Annotated in this window: 19 protein-coding genes; 9 read left to right on the top strand and 10 right to left on the bottom strand. The window is 62.9% G+C overall.

Going from position 1 to position 18048, the window contains the following annotated elements:
• Nucleotides 1-58 precede the first annotated feature (58 nt).
• The 5 genes from F3H98_RS06865 to F3H98_RS06845 are packed head-to-tail and all read right to left on the bottom strand — an operon-like array spanning nt 59 to nt 4132.
• Entirely contained in the window at nt 59-559 is a 501-nt protein-coding gene (locus F3H98_RS06865; RefSeq protein WP_149759392.1) for a GAF domain-containing protein, read from the bottom strand.
• Between the two features lie 12 nt (nt 560-571).
• Nucleotides 572-1315 carry an ABC transporter ATP-binding protein gene (locus F3H98_RS06860; protein ID WP_149759391.1) on the bottom strand — a complete coding sequence of 248 codons (744 nt, stop codon included), beginning with the start codon at nt 1313-1315 and terminating at the stop codon, nt 572-574.
• Nucleotides 1312-2148 (bottom strand): ABC transporter ATP-binding protein, encoded by an 837-nt coding sequence (locus F3H98_RS06855; protein ID WP_149759390.1) that lies wholly within the window; start codon nt 2146-2148, stop codon nt 1312-1314. The genes F3H98_RS06860 and F3H98_RS06855 overlap by 4 nt, the downstream gene beginning before the upstream one ends.
• Nucleotides 2145-3047, bottom strand: a complete 903-nt coding sequence (locus tag F3H98_RS06850) for an ABC transporter permease (RefSeq protein ID WP_188130355.1) — start codon at nt 3045-3047, stop codon at nt 2145-2147. The genes F3H98_RS06855 and F3H98_RS06850 overlap by 4 nt, the downstream gene beginning before the upstream one ends.
• Nucleotides 3047-4132: an ABC transporter permease gene (locus F3H98_RS06845; protein WP_149759388.1), complete on the bottom strand. Its 1086-nt coding sequence runs from the start codon at nt 4130-4132 to the stop codon at nt 3047-3049. Before F3H98_RS06845 ends, F3H98_RS06850 begins: the two co-directional genes overlap by 1 nt.
• Before the next feature lie 218 nt (nt 4133-4350).
• On the opposite strand from F3H98_RS06845, the gene F3H98_RS06840 reads away from it, so the two are divergent.
• The 3 genes from F3H98_RS06840 to F3H98_RS06830 all read left to right on the top strand — a co-directional run bounded on the left by F3H98_RS06840 (nt 4351) and on the right by F3H98_RS06830 (nt 7146).
• Nucleotides 4351-4947 carry a helix-turn-helix domain-containing protein gene (locus F3H98_RS06840; RefSeq protein ID WP_244621629.1) on the top strand — a complete coding sequence of 199 codons (597 nt, stop codon included), beginning with the start codon at nt 4351-4353 and terminating at the stop codon, nt 4945-4947.
• Nucleotides 4944-6536, top strand: coding sequence for an ABC transporter substrate-binding protein (locus F3H98_RS06835; protein WP_149759386.1), 1593 nt, complete (start codon nt 4944-4946; stop codon nt 6534-6536). Before F3H98_RS06840 ends, F3H98_RS06835 begins: the two co-directional genes overlap by 4 nt.
• A 193-nt stretch (nt 6537-6729) precedes the next feature.
• A complete protein-coding gene (locus F3H98_RS06830) occupies nt 6730-7146 on the top strand; it encodes a hypothetical protein (protein WP_149759385.1) in 417 nt (138 codons plus the stop codon).
• Nucleotides 7147-7280: 134 nt separating this feature from the next.
• On the opposite strand, the gene F3H98_RS06825 is transcribed toward F3H98_RS06830, so the two are convergent.
• Nucleotides 7281-9365 (bottom strand): ATP-binding protein, encoded by a 2085-nt coding sequence (locus F3H98_RS06825; protein ID WP_149759384.1) that lies wholly within the window; start codon nt 9363-9365, stop codon nt 7281-7283.
• 51 nt (nt 9366-9416) lie between these two features.
• Nucleotides 9417-10202, bottom strand: coding sequence for a response regulator (locus F3H98_RS06820; protein WP_149759383.1), 786 nt, complete (start codon nt 10200-10202; stop codon nt 9417-9419).
• Nucleotides 10203-10241: 39 nt separating this feature from the next.
• On the opposite strand from F3H98_RS06820, the gene F3H98_RS06815 reads away from it, so the two are divergent.
• Entirely contained in the window at nt 10242-10925 is a 684-nt protein-coding gene (locus tag F3H98_RS06815; RefSeq protein WP_149759382.1) for a response regulator transcription factor, read from the top strand.
• A 174-nt stretch (nt 10926-11099) separates the two neighbouring features.
• On the opposite strand, the gene F3H98_RS31000 is transcribed toward F3H98_RS06815, so the two are convergent.
• Entirely contained in the window at nt 11100-11276 is a 177-nt protein-coding gene (locus tag F3H98_RS31000) for a hypothetical protein (protein ID WP_188130354.1), read from the bottom strand.
• A 519-nt stretch (nt 11277-11795) separates the two neighbouring features.
• Between F3H98_RS31000 and F3H98_RS06810 the strand changes: the two genes are divergently transcribed.
• The gene (locus F3H98_RS06810) at nt 11796-12257 is read left to right on the top strand and encodes a L,D-transpeptidase (protein ID WP_149759381.1); all 462 of its coding nucleotides are present in this window, start codon (nt 11796-11798) and stop codon (nt 12255-12257) included.
• 112 nt (nt 12258-12369) lie between these two features.
• Here the strand turns inward: F3H98_RS06810 and F3H98_RS06805 are convergent, their stop codons facing one another.
• A complete protein-coding gene (locus F3H98_RS06805) occupies nt 12370-13062 on the bottom strand; it encodes a FadR/GntR family transcriptional regulator (protein WP_188130353.1) in 693 nt (230 codons plus the stop codon).
• Nucleotides 13063-13299: 237 nt separating this feature from the next.
• Here F3H98_RS06805 and F3H98_RS06800 point away from each other — a divergent pair, with 237 nt between their 5' ends.
• The 4 genes from F3H98_RS06800 to F3H98_RS06785 all read left to right on the top strand — a co-directional run bounded on the left by F3H98_RS06800 (nt 13300) and on the right by F3H98_RS06785 (nt 16159).
• Complete coding sequence (locus F3H98_RS06800; protein ID WP_149759379.1) at nt 13300-13440, top strand: DUF1127 domain-containing protein; 141 nt, start codon at nt 13300-13302, stop codon at nt 13438-13440.
• A 320-nt stretch (nt 13441-13760) separates the two neighbouring features.
• On the top strand, nt 13761-14759 hold the full coding sequence (gene exbB / locus F3H98_RS06795; RefSeq protein ID WP_149759676.1) for a tonB-system energizer ExbB: 999 nt from the start codon (nt 13761-13763) through the stop codon (nt 14757-14759).
• A 12-nt stretch (nt 14760-14771) separates the two neighbouring features.
• Entirely contained in the window at nt 14772-15230 is a 459-nt protein-coding gene (gene exbD, locus F3H98_RS06790; protein ID WP_149759378.1) for a TonB system transport protein ExbD, read from the top strand.
• Complete coding sequence (locus F3H98_RS06785; protein WP_149759377.1) at nt 15227-16159, top strand: energy transducer TonB; 933 nt, start codon at nt 15227-15229, stop codon at nt 16157-16159. Before exbD ends, F3H98_RS06785 begins: the two co-directional genes overlap by 4 nt.
• A 21-nt stretch (nt 16160-16180) precedes the next feature.
• Here the strand turns inward: F3H98_RS06785 and F3H98_RS06780 are convergent, their stop codons facing one another.
• A complete protein-coding gene (locus F3H98_RS06780; protein WP_149759376.1) occupies nt 16181-17827 on the bottom strand; it encodes an acetolactate synthase large subunit in 1647 nt (548 codons plus the stop codon).
• Between the last annotated feature and the right edge of the window lie 221 nt (nt 17828-18048).

Below are 18048 nucleotides of genomic sequence, written 5' to 3'. Positions count from 1 at the left end.
GCCGTTTCCCTGGGGAAACGGCCCTTCAATTTTTGAACTGAGACGGAAAATCCACAGATCATCCGCGACCCGCGTTGTGGAAGATCAGGAAAGCGGCAAGTGCGGGCAATCTCAGATGTTCGGACGCCGCGATGCGCTGCGGCGTGAAATGATGTTCGGCGCCGAGGCAGTTGACCGTGCCGACAACTTCGCCGCCGAGCACGACGGGCATATTGAGCACCGAACCGCAGCCGAGACTGCCGATCAGTTCGTAATCGGGGAAATGACCTGAGATTTCCGCGAGCGTGTTCTTGATGAAGTTCTGCCGGCCAGCCACCACCTGCTCGTACCACGCATCTTTGGAGATCGGCTTGGTGCCCGAAACCGGGTAGCTGGCGGGATCGCTGGTGAAGAGGCGCCGCGACAGCCCAGCCGTCATGTCGACGGTCGACACCGTGAACAGCTTCACGCCGAACAGCACGTCGGCCAGCCGCTGTAGCGCTGCCCAGGCGACCGCCGGGTCGTTCGTCGCCTCGATCGCACTGCGGAAGTCAGTGGAGGGCTTCAAGGTATCGGTCACGGAAAAGTCCTTTCAGGCACTGGTGGTCAGCGCGCTCTTCTCGATGAGTTCGCGCGAATAATCGTTGGTCATGCGGCCGCGTTTCAGTGCGTCCACCGTGTTGGTCTCGACGATCTTTCCCTCGCGCATCACCGCCAGCCGGTCGCAGAGGAACGAGACCACCGGCAGATCGTGCGTGACCAGAAGGTAGGAGAGGCCTTTTTCCCGACGCAGGCGCTTGAGCAGGTTGAGGATTTCGGCCTGCACCGAAACGTCGAGCGCGGAGGTCGGTTCGTCGAGCAGCAGGAGCTTGGGTTCGAGCATCAGGGCGCGGGCGATCGCCACGCGCTGCCGCTGCCCGCCGGAAAGCTGATGCGGCAGGCGGAAGCGGAAACGCCGGTCGAGCCCGACGGCCGCCATGATCTCCTGAACGCGGGCATCCTGGCCGCCGAGGCCATGGATCGCCAGCGGTTCGCTGAGCGTCGCGTCGACCGTCTGCCGCGGGTGCAGGGAGCCGTAGGGATCCTGGAACACCATCTGGCCCCGCGAAGCGAATGCGCGGTCGATGCCCTTGCTGCGTGGCTGTCCGAACACGGAGATCTCACCGGTCCACTGCGGCGCCAGCCCGGCGACCGCTTTAAGCACCGTCGACTTGCCGGAGCCGCTTTCGCCGACCAGTGCGAAGCTTTCGCCCCGCACCACGTTGATGGAAACAGTGTCGACCACTCTGGTGTCGCCATAGGAGACGCTGAGATTGCGGATCTGGAGGGCGTTCATGCGACGCTCCAGGCGCTGCGGTCGAGCACCGGCAGTTCGGCGCGCGTCTCATTGAGCCTCGGCACCGAAGCGAGCAGGCCGCGCGTGTAGGGATGCGTGGCCTTGCCGAGTTCGGAGGCGCGGCATTGCTCGACGATCTCGCCGGCATACATGACGAGGATGCGGTCGCAGAAGCGCGAAACCAGGTTGAGATCGTGGCTGATGAAGATCAGGCCCATGCCCTTGCGGGTCACGAGGTCGTCGATGATCTGCAGAACCTGGGCGCGCACCGAGACGTCGAGCGCCGATGTGGGCTCGTCGGCGATCAACAGGTCGGGTTCGGGGATGAGCATCATCGCGATCATCACCCGCTGGCCCATGCCGCCGGAGACTTCGTGCGGGTAGAGCCCGAACACGCGTTCGGGGTCGCGGATGCGCACCGCTTCCAGCATTTCATGAACGCGCCGCCGCACCGCCTGGCGGGGCAATTTCTGGTGCACGGTCAGGGCTTCGCCGATCTGCGCGCCGATGGTCATCACCGGGTTCAGCGAGAATTTCGGGTCTTGCATCACCATGGAAATGCGGCGGCCGCGAATGGCGCGCATGTCCCTATCGGAAGCTGTCAGGATGTCCGTATCGCCGAGTCGCAGCCGGTCGGCGGTGACCGTACCAGGCGACCGGATGAGCCGCAGGATCGACCGGCCGGTCATCGACTTGCCCGAGCCGCTTTCGCCGACGATGCCGACACGCTCGCGACCGACCTGGAAGGAGATGCCACGCACCACCTCCACCGGCCCCTGCAGCGTCGGGAAGGTCACGCGCAGGTTCTGAACGTCGAGCAGCGGGGCGCTCATCGCTTGCCTCCCTGCTTGGGATCGAGCACGTCGCGCAGGCCGTCGCCGAGGAAGCAGAAACCGAGGCTGACGATGACGATGGCGAAACCTGGCATGGTGGCGACCCACCACTGGTCGAGGATGAAGGTGCGGCCGCGCGAGATCATGGCGCCCCATTCCGGCAGCGGCGGTTGCGCGCCGAGGCCGAGGAAGCCAAGGCCGGCGGCGGTTAGGATGATGCCGGCCATGTCGAGCGTCACGCGGATGATCATCGACGACGAGCAGAGCGGCAATATGTGCCTGACGATAACGCGGGTGGCGGAAGCGCCCTGCAGTTGTACGGCCTGGATGAATTCGCTGTTGCGGAAGGTCAGCGTTTCGGCGCGCGCGATGCGCGCATAGGCGGGCCATGAGGTGATGGCGATGGCGATGATGGCGTTTTCGATGCCGGGTCCAAGCGCCGCGACGAAGGCCAGCGCCAGGATCAGCTTGGGCATCGACAGGAAGATGTCGGTGATGCCCATCAGGATACGGTCTGTCCAGCCGCCGAAATAGCCGGAGATGGCGCCGATCAGCAGGCCGACAGGCGCGGCAAGCACCGCGACAAGCGCGACAATGGCCAGCGTGATGCGGGCGCCGTAGACGATGCGCGACCAGATATCCCGTCCGAGTTCGTCGGTGCCCATCCAATGCTGTGCGTCGGGAGGCATCAGGCGCTCGGAGAGCGAGCCGGCGATCGGCGAATGCGTTGCAATCATCGGCGCGAAGGCGGCGATGACGATCAGCGCTAGCACGATGATGCCGCCGATCACGGCGAGCGGGTTGCGGAGCAGGGCCCGGAAGATGCGGTACCAGCGGCCGAGCCGCGCCTGCATGCGCGACGACGGCGAGTCGGCCAGCAGCCAGTCGACTGTCGTCATCAGCGCGCCCTCGGATCGAGGACGCGGTACAGCACGTCCGACAGTTTGTTGATGCCGATGAAGACGGCGCCGATGACCAATGTCGCCCCGAGCACCGCGTTCATGTCGGCGTTGAGCAGGGCGTTGGTCAGGTAGTTGCCGATGCCCGGCCAGGAGAACACGGTTTCGATCATGACCGAACCTTCGAGCAGCCCGGCATAGGACAGACCGATGACGGTGATGAGCGGCACCAGGATCGGCCGGAAGGCATGCCGCCAGATGACGGCGCGTTCGGAGACGCCTTTCACCCGGGCGGTCGTGACATATTCCTGGTTGAGCTGGTCGAGCATGAAGGAACGCGTCATGCGCGCGATGTAGGCGAGGCTGAAGAAGCCGAGGATCGACGCCGGCAGGATCAGATGCTGGACGGCGTTCATGAAAACCTGCGTGTCGCCGGCAAGCAGGCTGTCGACCAGCATCAGGCCGGTGACCGGCGGCACCAACCCGTCATAATAGACGTCGATGCGGCCAGGCCCGCTCACCCATTGCAGGCGCGCGTAAAACACCGCGAGGCCGACGAGGCCCAACCAGAACGCGGGCACGGAATAGCCGAGCAGGCCGACGACGCGGATCGCTTGGTCGAGCAGGCTGCCCTGCCGGCTGGCCGCCCAGACGCCCATCGGAACGCCGAGCAGGACGCCGATGATGATGCCGATGGTCGCCATTTCGAGCGTCGCCGGGAAGACGCGGGCGAGGTCCTCGACGACCGGCCGCTGCGTCGAGACCGAATTGCCGAGGTCGCCCTGCACCACATCGCCGACATAGGAGGCGAACTGGACGATCAAGGGCCGGTCAATGCCCATCTCCTCGCGAACCCGCTCGTAGACCGCCTGCGGTGCGCGGTCGCCGACAACGGCCAGGACCGGATCGATCGGCACGACGCGTCCGATGAAGAAGGTGATGGCCAAGAGGCCGAGGAAAGTCAGCGCCACGGTGACCAGGAAGGCGCCGAGCGAGACCGCGAGCCGGCGGGCTCTGCGGGAATCGCGTCGCTCCCCACCGACTGCGGCAGGCGCTGCCGGTTCGATTGCAGGCTCGAGCGACAAAGGCAGACACTTTCCTGAACGATGGACACGCCGGCAGAAATCACGGGAGGTATTCGGCGTGCTGAAAATTGATGCTTGGACTATACAAAAAATTTTGCTTACATCAAAAAAATTTTGATGAGGCGGCTTTGACTGTGAATATCGAACCGCTGCCGGACGCCAGGTCGGGCCAACCGAAGGTCGGCGCGCTCATTCGGTCGAGGCGCCGGCGTCTTCACATGACATTGCAGGCGCTGGGCGAGGCGGCAGGGCTGTCGATAGGCTTCCTCAGCCAGGTAGAGCGCGATCAAGCGACCCCTTCGCTCGGGGCGCTGGCAGGCATTGCGCGGGGCCTCGGCGTCGACATCGACTATTTCATCGCCACGCCATCCATCGAGAACGGCCTCACGCGCGGCGTCGAGCGGCCGCGTTTCTCGCTGCCTGGATCTTCGGTCGTCTATGAACGGCTGCATGCCGAGTTCGCTGGCCGCGGGCTTTCCGCCTTCATGATGACCGTGCCACCCGGCCACCGGTCCGAAATGGTGCGGCATGAGGGAGACGAGCTTCTCTATGTGCTGGAGGGCGAACTCTTGCAAACCATCGAGGACGAAACGGTCACCTTGTCGGCGGGTGACAGTCTGCACTTCCGCGGTTCGAGCTCGCACAGCTGGGAAAACCGGTCGGAGGGGGCAGCCAAGGTGCTGTGGACGGGAACGATGGCGATCCTGCGTCCGCGAACCGAAATGCAGGATCCCGGTTCGGCCGCCAAATCGGCCGAAGCAGACACCGTGAAAAAATCCGAACGTTCCAGATCAAGAGGGAGAACGAAACCATGAAGTTTTTCAGAACCGCCATGCTGGCGGCCGCGCTGGCGTTGCCGCTGGCGCCGCTCCACGCCCTTGCGGAAACGCCGCCGGACGTACTGGTGGTGGCGCAGAACATCGACGATATCGTCGCCATCGATCCTGCCCAAGCCTACGAATTCACCTCCGGCGAATTCGTCACCAATGTCTACGACCGGCTGGTGCAATATGACGCCGAGGACACCGAAAAGCTGGCGCCGGGCCTTGCCACCGAATGGTCGTCCGATGCCGCGTCAAAGACGATTGCCTTCACGCTGCGCGACGGCGTGAAGTTCCACTCCGGCAACCCGGTGCGCCCGGAGGACGTGTTCTTTTCCCTTAAGCGCACGGTGGTGCTCAACAAGGCGCCAGCCTTTATCCTCACCCAGCTCGGCTGGACGCCCGAAAACATCGCCGAGATGGTGAAGATCGACGGCAACAAGATCGTCATCAAATATGAAGGCGACTTCTCGCCGAACTTCGTTCTGAACGTGATGGCCTCGCGCCCGGCTTCGGTGGTCGACGAACTGACTGTCATGGCCAACGAGAAGGACGGCGATCTCGGCAATGCCTGGCTGAACGCCAATTCCGCCGGCTCCGGCCCGTTCAAGCTGCGCGTCTTCCGCCCGGCGGAGATACTGACCGTCGACGCCAATCCCGACTATTTCAAGGGCGCGCCGAAGATGAAGTCGGTGATCATCCGCCATGTCGCCGAAGCCGCGACCCAGCAGCTTTTACTGGAATCGGGTGATGTCGACATGGCACAGAACCTGACGCCCGACCAGGTCGCGGGCCTGGAAGGCAAGGGTACGGTAAAGATCGAGACCTACCCGCAGGCCGCGGTTCACTTCCTGAGCTTCAACCAGAAGACCGCCGCGCTGCAGCCGGAAGCCGTGTGGGACGCCGCCCGCTATCTCGTCGACTACAAGGGCATGACCGACAGTTTCCTCAAGGGCCAGATGACGACCCACCAGGCCTTCTGGCCAAGCGGTTTCCCTGGCGCGCTGGACGACACACCGTTTACCTACGACGTTGAAAAGGCGAAGAAAATCCTCGCCGACGCCGGTATCAAGACGCCGATCACCGTGACGCTCGACGTCATCAACTCGACGCCGTTCACAGACATGGCGCAGTCGCTGCAATCGACGTTCGCCCAGGCCGGCATTAATTTTGAAATCGTGCCGGGCACCGGCGCGCAGGTAATCACCAAATACCGCGCCCGCACGCACGAGGCGATGCTGCTCTACTGGGGGCCGGACTTCATGGATCCGCATTCGAACGCCAAGGCGTTTGCCTACAACGCCGACAATGCCGACGGCAGCTACCAGAGCACGACGACCTGGCGCAACGCCTGGGCGGTGCCGGACGAAATGAACAAGGCAACGCTTGCCGCGCTCGCCGAGACCGATGGTGCCAAGCGTGACGCCATGTATGTCGACCTGCAGAAGCAGGTGCAGGCAAAATCGCCGATCGTCATCATGTTCCAGGCGGTCAAGCAGGTGGCGCTCGCCCCGAAAGTCAGCGGCTACGTCAACGGTGCGACCTCGGATTTCGTGTATTACCGGCTCGTCGCCAAGAACTGATACAGCACAAGTGCATTTTTCACCGCCCGAGTAGTAGCTCGGGCGGTCTATTTTTTGACTGAAACTGACTGAATTTGACCGAATTTATTTGTTTCATGCCTGTTACACAACTTAAACGTCGCAACATCGGGCAGAAACAAAACACCCCTATGTTGGTGTCAACAGGGAAACGATAATCGAGGCGACGACAACAATGTTCGGGAAGCGGAGCAATCCGAAATTCGACGGGAATTTCCAGGTTCCGGAGCGGCATGGCCGTTTCCCACGCATCGCGTTGCGCCAGCGCAGCGATCATCCGATGATCATGTTCGCAACGCTGGTGTCGGTGGGATTTGCCTCGATGGCGCTGATGATGCCGGCAGCCGGCGCGGCCATGGAAGAGCCGAGCGGCGCCCCGGTCAAGATCGCGGACACGCTTCGCGAAATCGGCAAGACCGCACGACTGGCGCCGATGTCGCCGACCGACCGCGCCTGCTGGGGTCAGGCCTGGGGAACCGAGAATGAGGAATGTTTGCTTGCCATCGCCAAGGAGGCAGGCAAGACTGAAATGCGCAAGGTCAGGATGATTGCCAATGCCGAACCGCTGAGGACGGTGCCCAACATCTTCTGACCCACAAGTTCAAATGTGCGACCACGCACACTTGACCCTCCATCGGTAAGGCCCCTTACGATGGAGGGTCTTTTTATGTTCCGGAGCTTTCGGCCTGATGGAATTACCCAGCGCCGCGCAAAGCAGCGAGAGGCCTATCCGCTGAGGGTGACCTGGTCGGTGATGGTGGCTAGCATGCCACGCACGTCGAGCGTGCTGAACGGCTTTTCCAGCAGTTGCGGCCGCAAATGCGCCGGCAGCGCCTCGATCTCGGCGCGGGCGCCGATCATATCGCCGGTCACCAGCACGAAGCGTCGCGCAAGGCCGGCTCGCAACTCCAGCAATTCGCGGTAAATCGCCATGCCGTTGACGCCCGGCATGCGCAGGTCGCTGAAGATGATGTCGGGCTCGAACGCCGCGAGTTCCTCGCCGACGGATGTCCACTCGACTACGAGCTTCGATTTCACGCCCATCAGTTCCAGGATGTCGGCAAGCGAACTGGCGACGTCAGGTTCGTCGTCGATGATCAACGCATTGCGCAGGCTGGAAATCGTCTGCCGGCCGGCGACGGCGATGGCGAAGGAATGATCGACCGCGGGCAGTTCGACGACGAAGCGGGCGCCCATCGGCTCGACCGGTTCAAAGCGGACGCGGCCGTTGTGGCGTTCGACGATGGCACGCGAGATCGACAAGCCGATGCCGGTGCCGACGCCGACCGGTTTGGTGGTGAAGTAGGATTCGAAGATGCGATGGCGGATCTCTTCGGGGATGCCGGGGCCGTTGTCCTCGACCGAGAAGCCGCTGGCGGCCGCGGTGCGAAATGTGCATACCTTGATGCGCCGGTCCGTTGGCACCGAAGCGAGCGCGTGCTGGCTGTTGACCAGGAAATTCGCCACCACCTGGGTGATGTGGTCGGGGTCGGCCATCGCCAGCACAGGGCCGTCTGCGAATTCGGCGTCGATGCCGATGCCGCCGCTGCGGGCGCCGTAGGCAGTAACCTCCAGCGCCGATCGCACCACCTGGTTAAGGTCGGTCTCGGCCTGCGCGGTCGGATGCAGCCTCACCATTCCTAGGAAGCTTTTGACGATGCGGCCGCAGCGTTCGGCGGCGGCGCGCACCTTTTCGGCGCGCGACTTGGTTTGCGGGTCCGGCGCGAATTCGTGCAGCAGGGTCGACTGGGCGACGACTACGGCCAGCGGATTGTTCAGTTCGTGGGAGACGCCGGCAAGCAGCGAACCCATCGCAGCCATCTTCTCGTTCTGGTGCAGCTTCTCGCGCTGGCGGTTGATCTCTTCCTCGGCGCGCCGCTTGTCGCGCAGGTCGCGGATCGAGCCGAAGAACAGCCGGCGGTCGGCGACCTTCATCTCGGTCACCGTCAGTTCGATGGGGAAAATATCGCCCGCGGCGTTCTGCGTCACTGTTTCGAGGCGTTGGCCGATCATCGGCACGCCGCGCCCGCTCATGTAGTCGCCGCCTGTCGCATAGCCCGGCCGATAATACTCCGGGATCAGCGTATCCAGCACGTCTTTGCCGAGGATTTCGGCGCGCTGCCAGCCGAACATCTTCTCGGCCGCAGGGTTGAACTCGATGACACTGCCGGTCTCGTCGATGACGACGATACCGTCGAGTGAGGCCTGAAGCATCGTCTTGCGGATGGTGTCTCTGACATTGGCGTCCGACAACGAGTGCTCCACCGCATCGCCGATCGCCGAGGCGATGATCTCCAGCGTCGCCTTCTCGTCGCTGGTCCAGTTTCTTTCAGCCAGGCAATCGTTGATCGCCAGCGTCCCCCACGCATGGCCATGCGCGAAAACCGCGACCGAAAGGAACGATTTGATTTGCTGCCGCTCGAAATCCTGGCGCAGGAAGCCGTCGAGCTCACGCGTCTGCCCGGAAAAGATCTTGCCCTGGCGCACCTCCACCGCAAGCTGTTCCAGCAACGGATCCTGGTTGACGATCGACTGCACGATCAAGGTTGGCGACTCGCCGATGTTTTCAACCGCCTCGTCATTCCAATAGGCGGCTACCGATTGCGCAAATCCCCTGCCCGGCACGTCGCGCAAGCGGAACAGGATTGTGCGGTGGACATCCAGTCCGCGCCCCAATTCGGAAAGCACCTTGCGGATCTCGCTCTGCCAGTCATTGGTCTCGCGCAGCCGCCGAAGGATGCGCGCCGTAATCACCGAAAGACCGGGATTGGCGATGTCGGGATCGAGGCTGGCGGGCCGGGTTTCGATCATCGGGAAAAATTCCGAAGTGTGGAAACGCGGTATTTGTAGCCGACCGGGCTATCAGTTGCCATCGGGGCTTGTGGGCAGGGCGAAGATGTAACCTTCGCCGCGCACCGTCCTCAGGAAGCGCGGATTGGCTGGATCCAGCTCGATTTTCTTTCTGAGCCGCATGACGCGAATGTCGACGGCGCGCGAGGATTCCGGATCTTCGGCGAAGCCGACCGCCTCCGAGAGCGCGGAGCGCGTGAGCAGCCTGTTCGATCGCGTCAGGAAGACTTCGAGCATGTCGAATTCGCTCTTCGCCATCTCGATCACCATGCCGCCGGGTCCGGTGATGAAGCGGCCGTCCAGATCGGCATGGTAATCGCCGAAGGCGAATGTCCGGCGTGACGAAGGTTCGCCGCTCTTGGTCGCTGCCTGAGGGTCGGCAGGCTGCGGCAGCCGGCGCAGCACGCTGCGTACCCGGGCAAGCAGTTCGCGCAATTCGTACGGTTTGACGATATAGTCGTCGGCGCCGAGTTCGAGCCCGACGATACGGTCGATCGAAGAGCCGGCCGCGGTGGCGAAGATCAGCCCGATCGGCGTTTTCGAGCGCAGCCAGCGGCCGAGTGAAAGGCCGTCCTCGCCCGGCATGGCTATATCGACAATGGCAAGGTGGAAAGGTTCCGTGGCGGCCATTGCCCGCATCGCCTGTGCGTCCGCCGCCGTCGTTACATCGAAACCGTTGGCGCCGAGATATTCAGCCACGGCGTCTCTGAGATCCGGCTCGTCTTCAACAACAACGATGCGTGCGCGCAGTGGAATCTCGCCTCCGCTTTCCGAAGAAAGTAAATTGGGTATAAACATCTTGTCCAGTCAGTCATTTAGCTTAATGTTATAGGGATCATGGCTGGGAGACCGTGCGTCGCGCTTTTATGCCTGTCGGATGAAGCCGCCCTCCCGATCAGCGATTATCTGGAGCGCCGGGGCTATGAGTTGCGCTGCGCCAGTGGAGAGTGGGAGGCCGACGCCCTGTTGTCGGCTGGCGGAGTCGATGTCGCGGTCACCGGGCTTGACGACGATGGCGGCCCCGGAATGGAGTTGCTCAGGCGCCACAGCGGCGAAACCGGACCGGCCTTCGTGATGATCGGCAACGGCCGCGATCTGATCGGCAAGGTGCTGGCGCTCGAACTCGGCGCCGCCGACGTCGTCGGCGAACCTGTCAATCCGCGCGAACTGGCCACTAGGGTCGGCGGTCTCATGGCGCGTCGGGGAAAGCCGGCGCTCGATCTGGTGGTGCTCGAAAATTCGACCGTCGACATGAAGGCGGCGATGGTCATGCACAAGTCCGGTCACGAGGAGCAGCTGTCGCCCGGCCAGATCGCGCTTTTGAGGCTTTTTCTGGCACATCCGCACAAGGTGCTGACGCGCGACGATATCATTGCCGCTGCACCGGCTGAAAATTCCGATGCCTATGATCGCTCGATCGATTCGCGAATCGTGCGGCTGCGGCGCAAGCTCGATACCGAAAGCATCGCAACCATCCGTGGCGCGGGCTATCGGTTCGATCCTCCCGGCGAATGGCAATAGGTTGAGGGATTTTGGCGTCGCGCCGGCGTGCCATTCGGTTCGCCTGCCGCCAATCGAAGATACTGCCCGAAAAACCGACGGCTTGCCGGGATCACATCTATGCCGGGCAAGCCGCGCCGTCATCGAAGGCTACGGACTGCGGGATCCGGCCCGCAGATGGCGGCGTCGATCATCTCAGCCCGCCACTCGCGCCAACTTCGCCACACTGACTGTGGACGCCGATACCGTTCCTTTGCCGGGCTGAGCCGGTTCGGGCTGTTTCATCAGCAGAGCGACCACGGCGGCGAAGCCCAGAAGACCTTGGCTGTACAGGAGGACGGAAACCACCGCCGCTGCCTTTTTCGATCTCATCGTCCTTTCTCCGGGAGTGAAGCAATCACTCCGAATGTCCGGCGCGGAAAATTATTCCGCGCGGACTGCAGCTGCCCCAAGCTCCTCTGGGACCGACCGTTGAAGATCGCTGTCGCGACACCTTGATGAATGGTTGGCCGCACCTGGCCTTAATTGGCATGGTGCGCCTGCGGTCGGTTTCGTTTCCAGCTGATCCGAACATTGCGACATCTCTGTATCCGGATGATGCCGCCGAAGCCTATCATTGTTACAAAGTGACTTTATTTGCCCCTTTATTTCCGATTGATAACAATTTCACATACGTATCGGCAACAAACAGGCAATTCCGGACATCTGACCGCGTTCTCTTGCGTCAAAAAACTTGGTTGGCGAGAGGAGCGAAGAAACATCAGCGTTCAGATGAGAAACAATTTCGAAACATAATACGCAGCAAGTGAAATTAAAGCGAAACACAATCGTTTCATAAACGGGGCTATTGGAATGCACGGACGACCTGTCCGGCAGGGGTGGAGAAAAATTATGTACAAGACTTTTTCACGCAGGCTTATCGACATCAGCGCTTTGGCGCTGGCAGGTTCGGTTCTGTTTTTCGGAATGAGCACCGGCGCGGCCGAAGCGGCCAGCAAGGTCACTGCTCGTGTCGACATCTCGAAGCAGCGCATGCTGGTGACGATTGATGGCCGCCCGGCCTTTGAGTGGAAGGTTTCAACCGCGGGCAAGGGCTATGTCACGCCGACCGGGTCGTTCAGGCCGACGCGCATGCACGAAATGTGGTACTCGAAGAAATACGATAATGCTCCGATGCCATATTCGGTGTTCTTCCATGGTGGTTATGCCGTCCATGCGACGCCACATATCAAGCGGCTCGGGCGTCCGGCTTCACATGGCTGCATCCGGCTGCATCCCGACAACGCGTCGGAGTTTTATGCGCTCGTCCAGACGTTCGGACCGTCAAACACCAGCATCGTGATTGTAAACTGATGCCGGGCCGCAACGATCCACGCACAAGAACGGTGATCCCGGAGCGGCATGACATCTCGTGCGCGCTTGGATCGCGTCCGGAGCGCCCGCGCGCACCTGGGCTCGGCGACGGTCAATCGTCGCGGATGTGGCCTTTCATATAGTCGCGCGTGTCCGCCAACAGGCGCTGCATGGCGAGGGTCGCGCCCGCAGCGTCGCCATCTTTGATGGCGTCCATTACCTTCTTGTGCGCCGGCAGGAAGATGACGAAGGATTCGCGCGAGAAACGATGGCTGATCAAAAGGCCCACGCCGATAAGATTGCCCATCTGCAGGAGCAGCGGGTTGCGGCCGGCGGCAAGGATGCCGCGGTGGAAGCGCAAATCGGCCTCGATGCCCGGAATATCGGCTTCACTCGCCTCGGTCATGGCCTCAAAGGCCTCGCCGATTTCCAGGAGGTCGGCCTCGGTCGCCCGCTCCGCAGCGAGCCCGGCGGCCTCCGGTTCGATCATCATGCGCACTTCGAACAGCTCGGCAAAAAACTGCAGCGGCGGCATGGCGCTGTAGCGCCAGCTCAAGACTTCTGAATCGAGCAGGTTCCAGCGCATCGGCGGCAGCACCCGGATGCCGGTGCGGGTGCGCGATTCCAGAAGGCCCTTGGCCGCCAGCGTCTTGACCGCCTCGCGTATCACCGAACGGCTGACGCCGAACTCCGCTTCGAGGTCGGCCTCCTTGGGAAACGGTTCGTCCGGATTGAGATCGCCGCGCACGATGCGAATGCCGAGTTCCTCGACGACCTGCGCGAACAGGTTACGTCTTCGCAGCAACGGCAACTCAGGCGAGAAACGATTGTTCATATTATAAGAACCTAGGATACCGGGCGCTTGTTTGACAAGCGCGCCAAATGCGCGCGGCCATGACGTTCTGATCCGCCCAAGACGATGAATCGTGGGCTTGTGCGATGCAACACGCGCAACGGTCTCATGCAAAAGCGTCTGTTCAACCAGAAAGGGGCTCTCCCTATCTGACGTTCAGAGAAAATGAACATAGATATGGAGGGTTACATGAACCTGATCCGCAACTACCGCAACTGGCGCCGTTACCGGGAAACCGTGAGCGAACTGAGCCGTCTGTCGACCCGCGAACTCAACGATCTTGGCATCAATCGCGGCGACATCCAGGCCGTTGCCGCCAAGGCGCTCTAAGACCAAAAGAATTTCGGCAAGGTCCTCTCCTCCCGCCTTGCCACACTGCGAACCCGCCGGTCCTCCCCCGGCGGGTTTTGTTTGTCTGCCGAGTGAAGAAAATTACATCGCGGTTCGCCGCAACCGGAATGGCCCGAACTTCCGAAAATACAGCCAAGGACTTCATCTGAACGTTACCGGATGGGTTCCGGCTGCGGGTTCGGATTGCGCACCATTGCACGTCCGTTCCGATGGAATGTCGCCTTGGGCATTGATCCGGTGCAATATATGAGTGTATTTGTCCAGAAATTATCCCCGCGTCTGCTGAGGAAAGAATTGTGCTGAGAGTGACAGGTTTGGCCGCGCCGTTGGCGGTGTTTTTCGTTCTTTCGGGAGCCGTGGCGAGTTCCGCCCAGGAGCAGCCGGCGCCCGCCGCACCGCAAGCCGTTTCGCCGCAAACGCCGGCCACACCGCAAACCGTTTCCCCGCAAGCGCCGGCATCCCCTGTACAGGCTGAGCCCGTGTCGCCTTCAGTGACGCAATCCGCTCCGGCGGCGCCCGAGCCTGCTGCTGCACCGGTGGCCACGCCTGCGACGCCAGCGCCCGTGGCTGCCGCGCAGAACGACGTGCAGCTGACGCTGCCGCACGATCTCTCCCCATGGGGCATGTTCATCAATGCCGATATCGTCGTGAAGGCGGTGATGGTCGGCCTGGCCTTCGCTTCGCTCGTCACATGGACGGTTTGGGTGGCGAAATCGCTGGAGCTTGCCGCGGCTCGCATCGCCGCCGGCCGTGCGCTGAAGGCAATCGGCGAGGCGCGCAACCTGGCCGACGCCGGCCGCCAACTCGCCAGCCGCCGCGACGCCGGCGCGCTCTTGGTGCAGGCGGCGACGCAGGAAGTGCAGCTCTCCGAGCGCGCGCTCGATCATGTCGACGGCGCTGGCCTCAAGGAACGGGTGTCCTCGCGCCTCGGGCGCATCGAAGCCCAGGCGGGACGGCGCATGTCGCGCGGCACCGGCGTTTTGGCAACAATCGGCTCGACAGCTCCCTTCGTCGGCCTGTTCGGCACCGTGTGGGGCATCATGAATTCGTTCATCGGCATTTCCGAAGCGCAGACCACCAACCTCGCCGTGGTGGCGCCGGGCATCGCGGAGGCGCTGCTGGCCACTGCGCTTGGCCTTGTCGCGGCCATTCCCGCCGTCGTCATCTACAACGTGTTCGCGCGCTCGATCACCGGTTATCGCCAGCTCCTGGCCGATGCGTCAGCCGGTGTCGAGCGGCTGGTCAGCCGCGATCTCGATTTCCGCGCGACGCCGCGCACCGCGCTGGCGGCCGAGTAGGGAGCGTCTGCGATGGCCGCCAGAGTAAGAGAAAGCGCCGGCGACGAGCTGGAAGAATCGCACGAGATCAACGTCACGCCGTTCATCGACGTCATGCTGGTCCTGCTGATCATCTTCATGGTGGCGGCGCCCCTCGCCACCGTCGACGTCAATGTCGATCTGCCGGGTTCGAGTGCGCAGGCCGCTCCCCGCCCGGAAACACCGCTTTTCCTGACCCTCAAGCAGGACCTCAGCCTGTCGATCGGCAATGAAACGGTGTCGCGGGAAATGTTTGCCGCGGCACTCGACCAGCAGACAGGCGGCGACAAGGAGACACGCATCTTCCTGCGCGCCGACAAGGCGGTCGACTATGGCCAGCTGATGGAGGTGATGAACCTTTTGCGCGCCAGCGGCTATCTGAAGATAGCACTGGTCGGGCTGGAGACTGTGCCTGCGGCAGGGGAGGCGGCTGCGCCGGCGCCGGCGCCATGACCGCGTGCGCCGAAACAGGGACCGGGCTATTCGCGCTTCCGCCGCTGCGTGAGGTCGGGCTGTGGACTGCGGCGGCGGCGTTTGTGCTGTTTGCCCATGTCGCAATCGCCTACACGTTGCAGGCGCTGCGGCCGCTCGATCCCCCGGTCGAGGCGAATGAACCGGCGCTGATGATCGATCTCGCGCCTATCTCCTTTTCAACACCGGAAGCCGTCGAAGCGGAGCCGGTGAGCGAGGAGGTTCCGCAGGAAACCGCCGAGCCGGTTGATGACGTGCAGGACACCGTCGAAGAGCAGGTCGAGACCGCCGAGCTCGAAAAGCCGGTGGAGCCAGAAACCGCCGAGCCGCTGCAGGCGGAACCAGAGACGGCCGAGCCGGAGGTTGTTGAGCCTGAAGTCGCCGAACCGGAATTGACCGCGCCTGAAGTTACCGAAGTGATGCCGGAAGTCGTGGCGGCACTCCCCGAGCCGCGGCCAGTTATTGAGAAACCGGAGAAGAAACAGCCGGTTCGCAAGGCCGAGCCGCGCAAGCAGGTGGAAAAGCCGGCGCCGAAAAAGGAAGTCGCCAAGGCCGAGCCAAAAGCTGAGCCCAAGGCCAAGCCAGCGGCGCGGGCTTCTGCCGCGAGCAAGGCCGCCAGGGCGCCGTCGATAAGCCCGGCCAGGTGGCAGTCCCGACTTTCCGCCTGGCTCAACAGACACAAGCGTTATCCGCGCGGCGCGAAGTCGCGCGGCGAAGAGGGCGTGGTCAGTGTCAGTTTCGCCATCAATGAGGCGGGCGTGGTGCTTTCGGCGCGTGTCTCGCGCTCCTCGGGAAATTCGGAACTCGACCAGGCCGCACTCGACATGCTGCACCGTGCCTCGCCGGTACCGCCGCCGCCACCGGGAGTCTCCGGCAAGATCGCGGTGCCGGTTCAGTTCAACCTGCGATAGGACGTGGGAGCCTGCTGGCGGCTATTCCGCCGCCGGTACCCGCGCCTTCAGTTCATCGACCAGCACCCGGATGTTCTCTGAATAGTCGATCGGCACGACCACGAGATGCACGCCGCCGCCCTGGAAGGCCGCTTCCAGCGTCGGCGCCAGATCGGCGATCGCCCCGACGCGCGATCCCTTGGCGCCATATGCCTCGGCATATCTGACGAAATCGGGATTGCCGAAGCTCAGGCCGAAATCCGGGAAGTCGTCGACCGCCTGTTTCCAGCGGATCATGCCGTAGGCATTGTCCTCGAGGATCAGCACGACCAGGTTGAGCTTCAGCCGGACCGCCGTTTCCATCTCCTGGCTATTCATCATGAAGCCGCCGTCGCCGCAGACCGCCATGACGCGGCGCTGCGGATGCAGCAGCGCCGCCATCATCGCCGAGGGAAGGCCGGCGCCCATGGTGGCCAATGCATTGTCGAGCAGCAGCGTGTTGGCGACAATGGTGCGGTAGTTGCGCGCGAACCAGATCTTGTACATGCCGTTGTCGAGCGCGACGATGCCATCGGCCGGCATGACCTTGCGAACGTCATGGACCAGCCGCTGCGGCGTGGGCGGCCAACGGTCCTCGTTCGCCCGGTCGGCGATATGGGCGAGGATGTTTTCGCGCAACGGCAAGAGCGCCCCGGCATTGGGCAGCTTGCCTTCGACACGGTCGGCCAGCAGCTCCAGGCTCGGTCCGACATCGCCCACCAGTTCGGCATTCGGGAAATAGACCTGCTCGACGGTCGCGGGCGTGTAGCTGACGTGGATGACCTTCGGTCCCTGCGGTCCCATGATGAAGGGCGGCTTCTCCACCGTGTCATGACCGATGGCGATGATCAGGTCGGCCTTGTCGATCGCCTCGTGCACATAGTCGCGCTCGGACAAAGCCGCCGTGCCCATGTAAAGGTTGGTGCCGCCGGGAACCGTGCCTTTGCCCATCTGGGTGGTGAAGAAGGGAATGCCGGTGCGGGTGACGAAGCTTGCAATGCCGGACGTGGCGCGCGGACGGCTGGCGGCGGCCCCCATCATGATCAGCGGCCGCTCGGCGACAACGATCATCTCGGCGGCGCGGTCCAGAGCCACGCGGTGCGCCACCGGAATATCGATCGGATGGATCGGCACCATTGCCACCGGCTCCACCGGGTTTGCGGCGATATCCTCGGGCAGTTCCAGGAGCACCGGGCCGGGGCGCTCTTCCATGGCGACGCGGAAAGCCTCGCGCACCAGCGTGGGAATGCTGGCGGCGCTGACGATCTGCCTCGCCGCTTTGGTCACCGGGCGCATGGCGGCGATGACATCGACGATCTGGAAGCGCGCCTGGCGGCTGCGCATGATGGCCTTCTGGCCGGTGATCATGATCATCGGCATGGCGCCGAGATGAGCGTAGGCGGCGCCCGTGGAGAAGTTCAGCGCGCCGGGACCGAGCGTCGAGATGCAGACGCCGGGCCGGCCCGTCAGGCGGCCATGCGTGGCCGCCATGAAGGCGGCAGCCTGTTCGTGGCGGGTCAGCACCAGTTCGATACTGGAATTGCGCAGGGATTCGACGACGTCGAGGTTTTCCTCGCCGGGCACGCCGAAAATCCGGTCGACGCCTTCATGTTCCAGTGCCGCGACGAGGAGATCGGAGCCCTTGGTCATGGGTAATGGCCCTCAATGCGCAAAACGGCGATTTCGACAGAACGAACGGCTCGTTGTACGCATTCGCCTCGACGCGCGTCAAATCCGGCCCGCGCACCCGCGATGCAGGATTCTCCCTACTGGGGATTCGCTATTCTAGGACGCGCGCCGCGCCTTCATCCGGCGACGGGCGATGAACATCGCAATCAGCATCGTTGGTATCGAGATCATGAGAACCCCCA

It is taken from the genome of Neomesorhizobium albiziae, assembly GCF_900114255.1.
In the GTDB taxonomy this organism is placed as follows: domain Bacteria; phylum Pseudomonadota; class Alphaproteobacteria; order Rhizobiales; family Rhizobiaceae; genus Neomesorhizobium; species Neomesorhizobium albiziae.
This window is presented reverse-complemented; position numbering and strand designations above follow the sequence as displayed.

What these genes read in the sequence shown, in the direction of transcription:
- F3H98_RS06825 (WP_149759384.1), bottom strand. Translation starts at nt 9,365, where the DNA reads ATGATCGAAACCCGGCCCGCCAGCCTCGATCCCGACATCGCCAATCCC.
- F3H98_RS06830 (WP_149759385.1), top strand. Translation starts at nt 6,730, where the DNA reads ATGTTCGGGAAGCGGAGCAATCCGAAATTCGACGGGAATTTCCAGGTT.
- F3H98_RS06855 (WP_149759390.1), bottom strand. Translation starts at nt 2,148, where the DNA reads ATGAGCGCCCCGCTGCTCGACGTTCAGAACCTGCGCGTGACCTTCCCG.
- F3H98_RS31000 (WP_188130354.1), bottom strand. Translation starts at nt 11,276, where the DNA reads ATGAGATCGAAAAAGGCAGCGGCGGTGGTTTCCGTCCTCCTGTACAGC.
- exbD (WP_149759378.1), top strand. Translation starts at nt 14,772, where the DNA reads ATGGCCGCCAGAGTAAGAGAAAGCGCCGGCGACGAGCTGGAAGAATCG.
- F3H98_RS06860 (WP_149759391.1), bottom strand. Translation starts at nt 1,315, where the DNA reads ATGAACGCCCTCCAGATCCGCAATCTCAGCGTCTCCTATGGCGACACC.
- F3H98_RS06850 (WP_188130355.1), bottom strand. Translation starts at nt 3,047, where the DNA reads ATGACGACAGTCGACTGGCTGCTGGCCGACTCGCCGTCGTCGCGCATG.
- F3H98_RS06785 (WP_149759377.1), top strand. Translation starts at nt 15,227, where the DNA reads ATGACCGCGTGCGCCGAAACAGGGACCGGGCTATTCGCGCTTCCGCCG.
- F3H98_RS06780 (WP_149759376.1), bottom strand. Translation starts at nt 17,827, where the DNA reads ATGACCAAGGGCTCCGATCTCCTCGTCGCGGCACTGGAACATGAAGGC.
- F3H98_RS06810 (WP_149759381.1), top strand. Translation starts at nt 11,796, where the DNA reads ATGTACAAGACTTTTTCACGCAGGCTTATCGACATCAGCGCTTTGGCG.
- F3H98_RS06840 (WP_244621629.1), top strand. Translation starts at nt 4,351, where the DNA reads ATGACATTGCAGGCGCTGGGCGAGGCGGCAGGGCTGTCGATAGGCTTC.
- F3H98_RS06815 (WP_149759382.1), top strand. Translation starts at nt 10,242, where the DNA reads ATGGCTGGGAGACCGTGCGTCGCGCTTTTATGCCTGTCGGATGAAGCC.
- F3H98_RS06800 (WP_149759379.1), top strand. Translation starts at nt 13,300, where the DNA reads ATGAACCTGATCCGCAACTACCGCAACTGGCGCCGTTACCGGGAAACC.
- F3H98_RS06820 (WP_149759383.1), bottom strand. Translation starts at nt 10,202, where the DNA reads ATGTTTATACCCAATTTACTTTCTTCGGAAAGCGGAGGCGAGATTCCA.
- F3H98_RS06835 (WP_149759386.1), top strand. Translation starts at nt 4,944, where the DNA reads ATGAAGTTTTTCAGAACCGCCATGCTGGCGGCCGCGCTGGCGTTGCCG.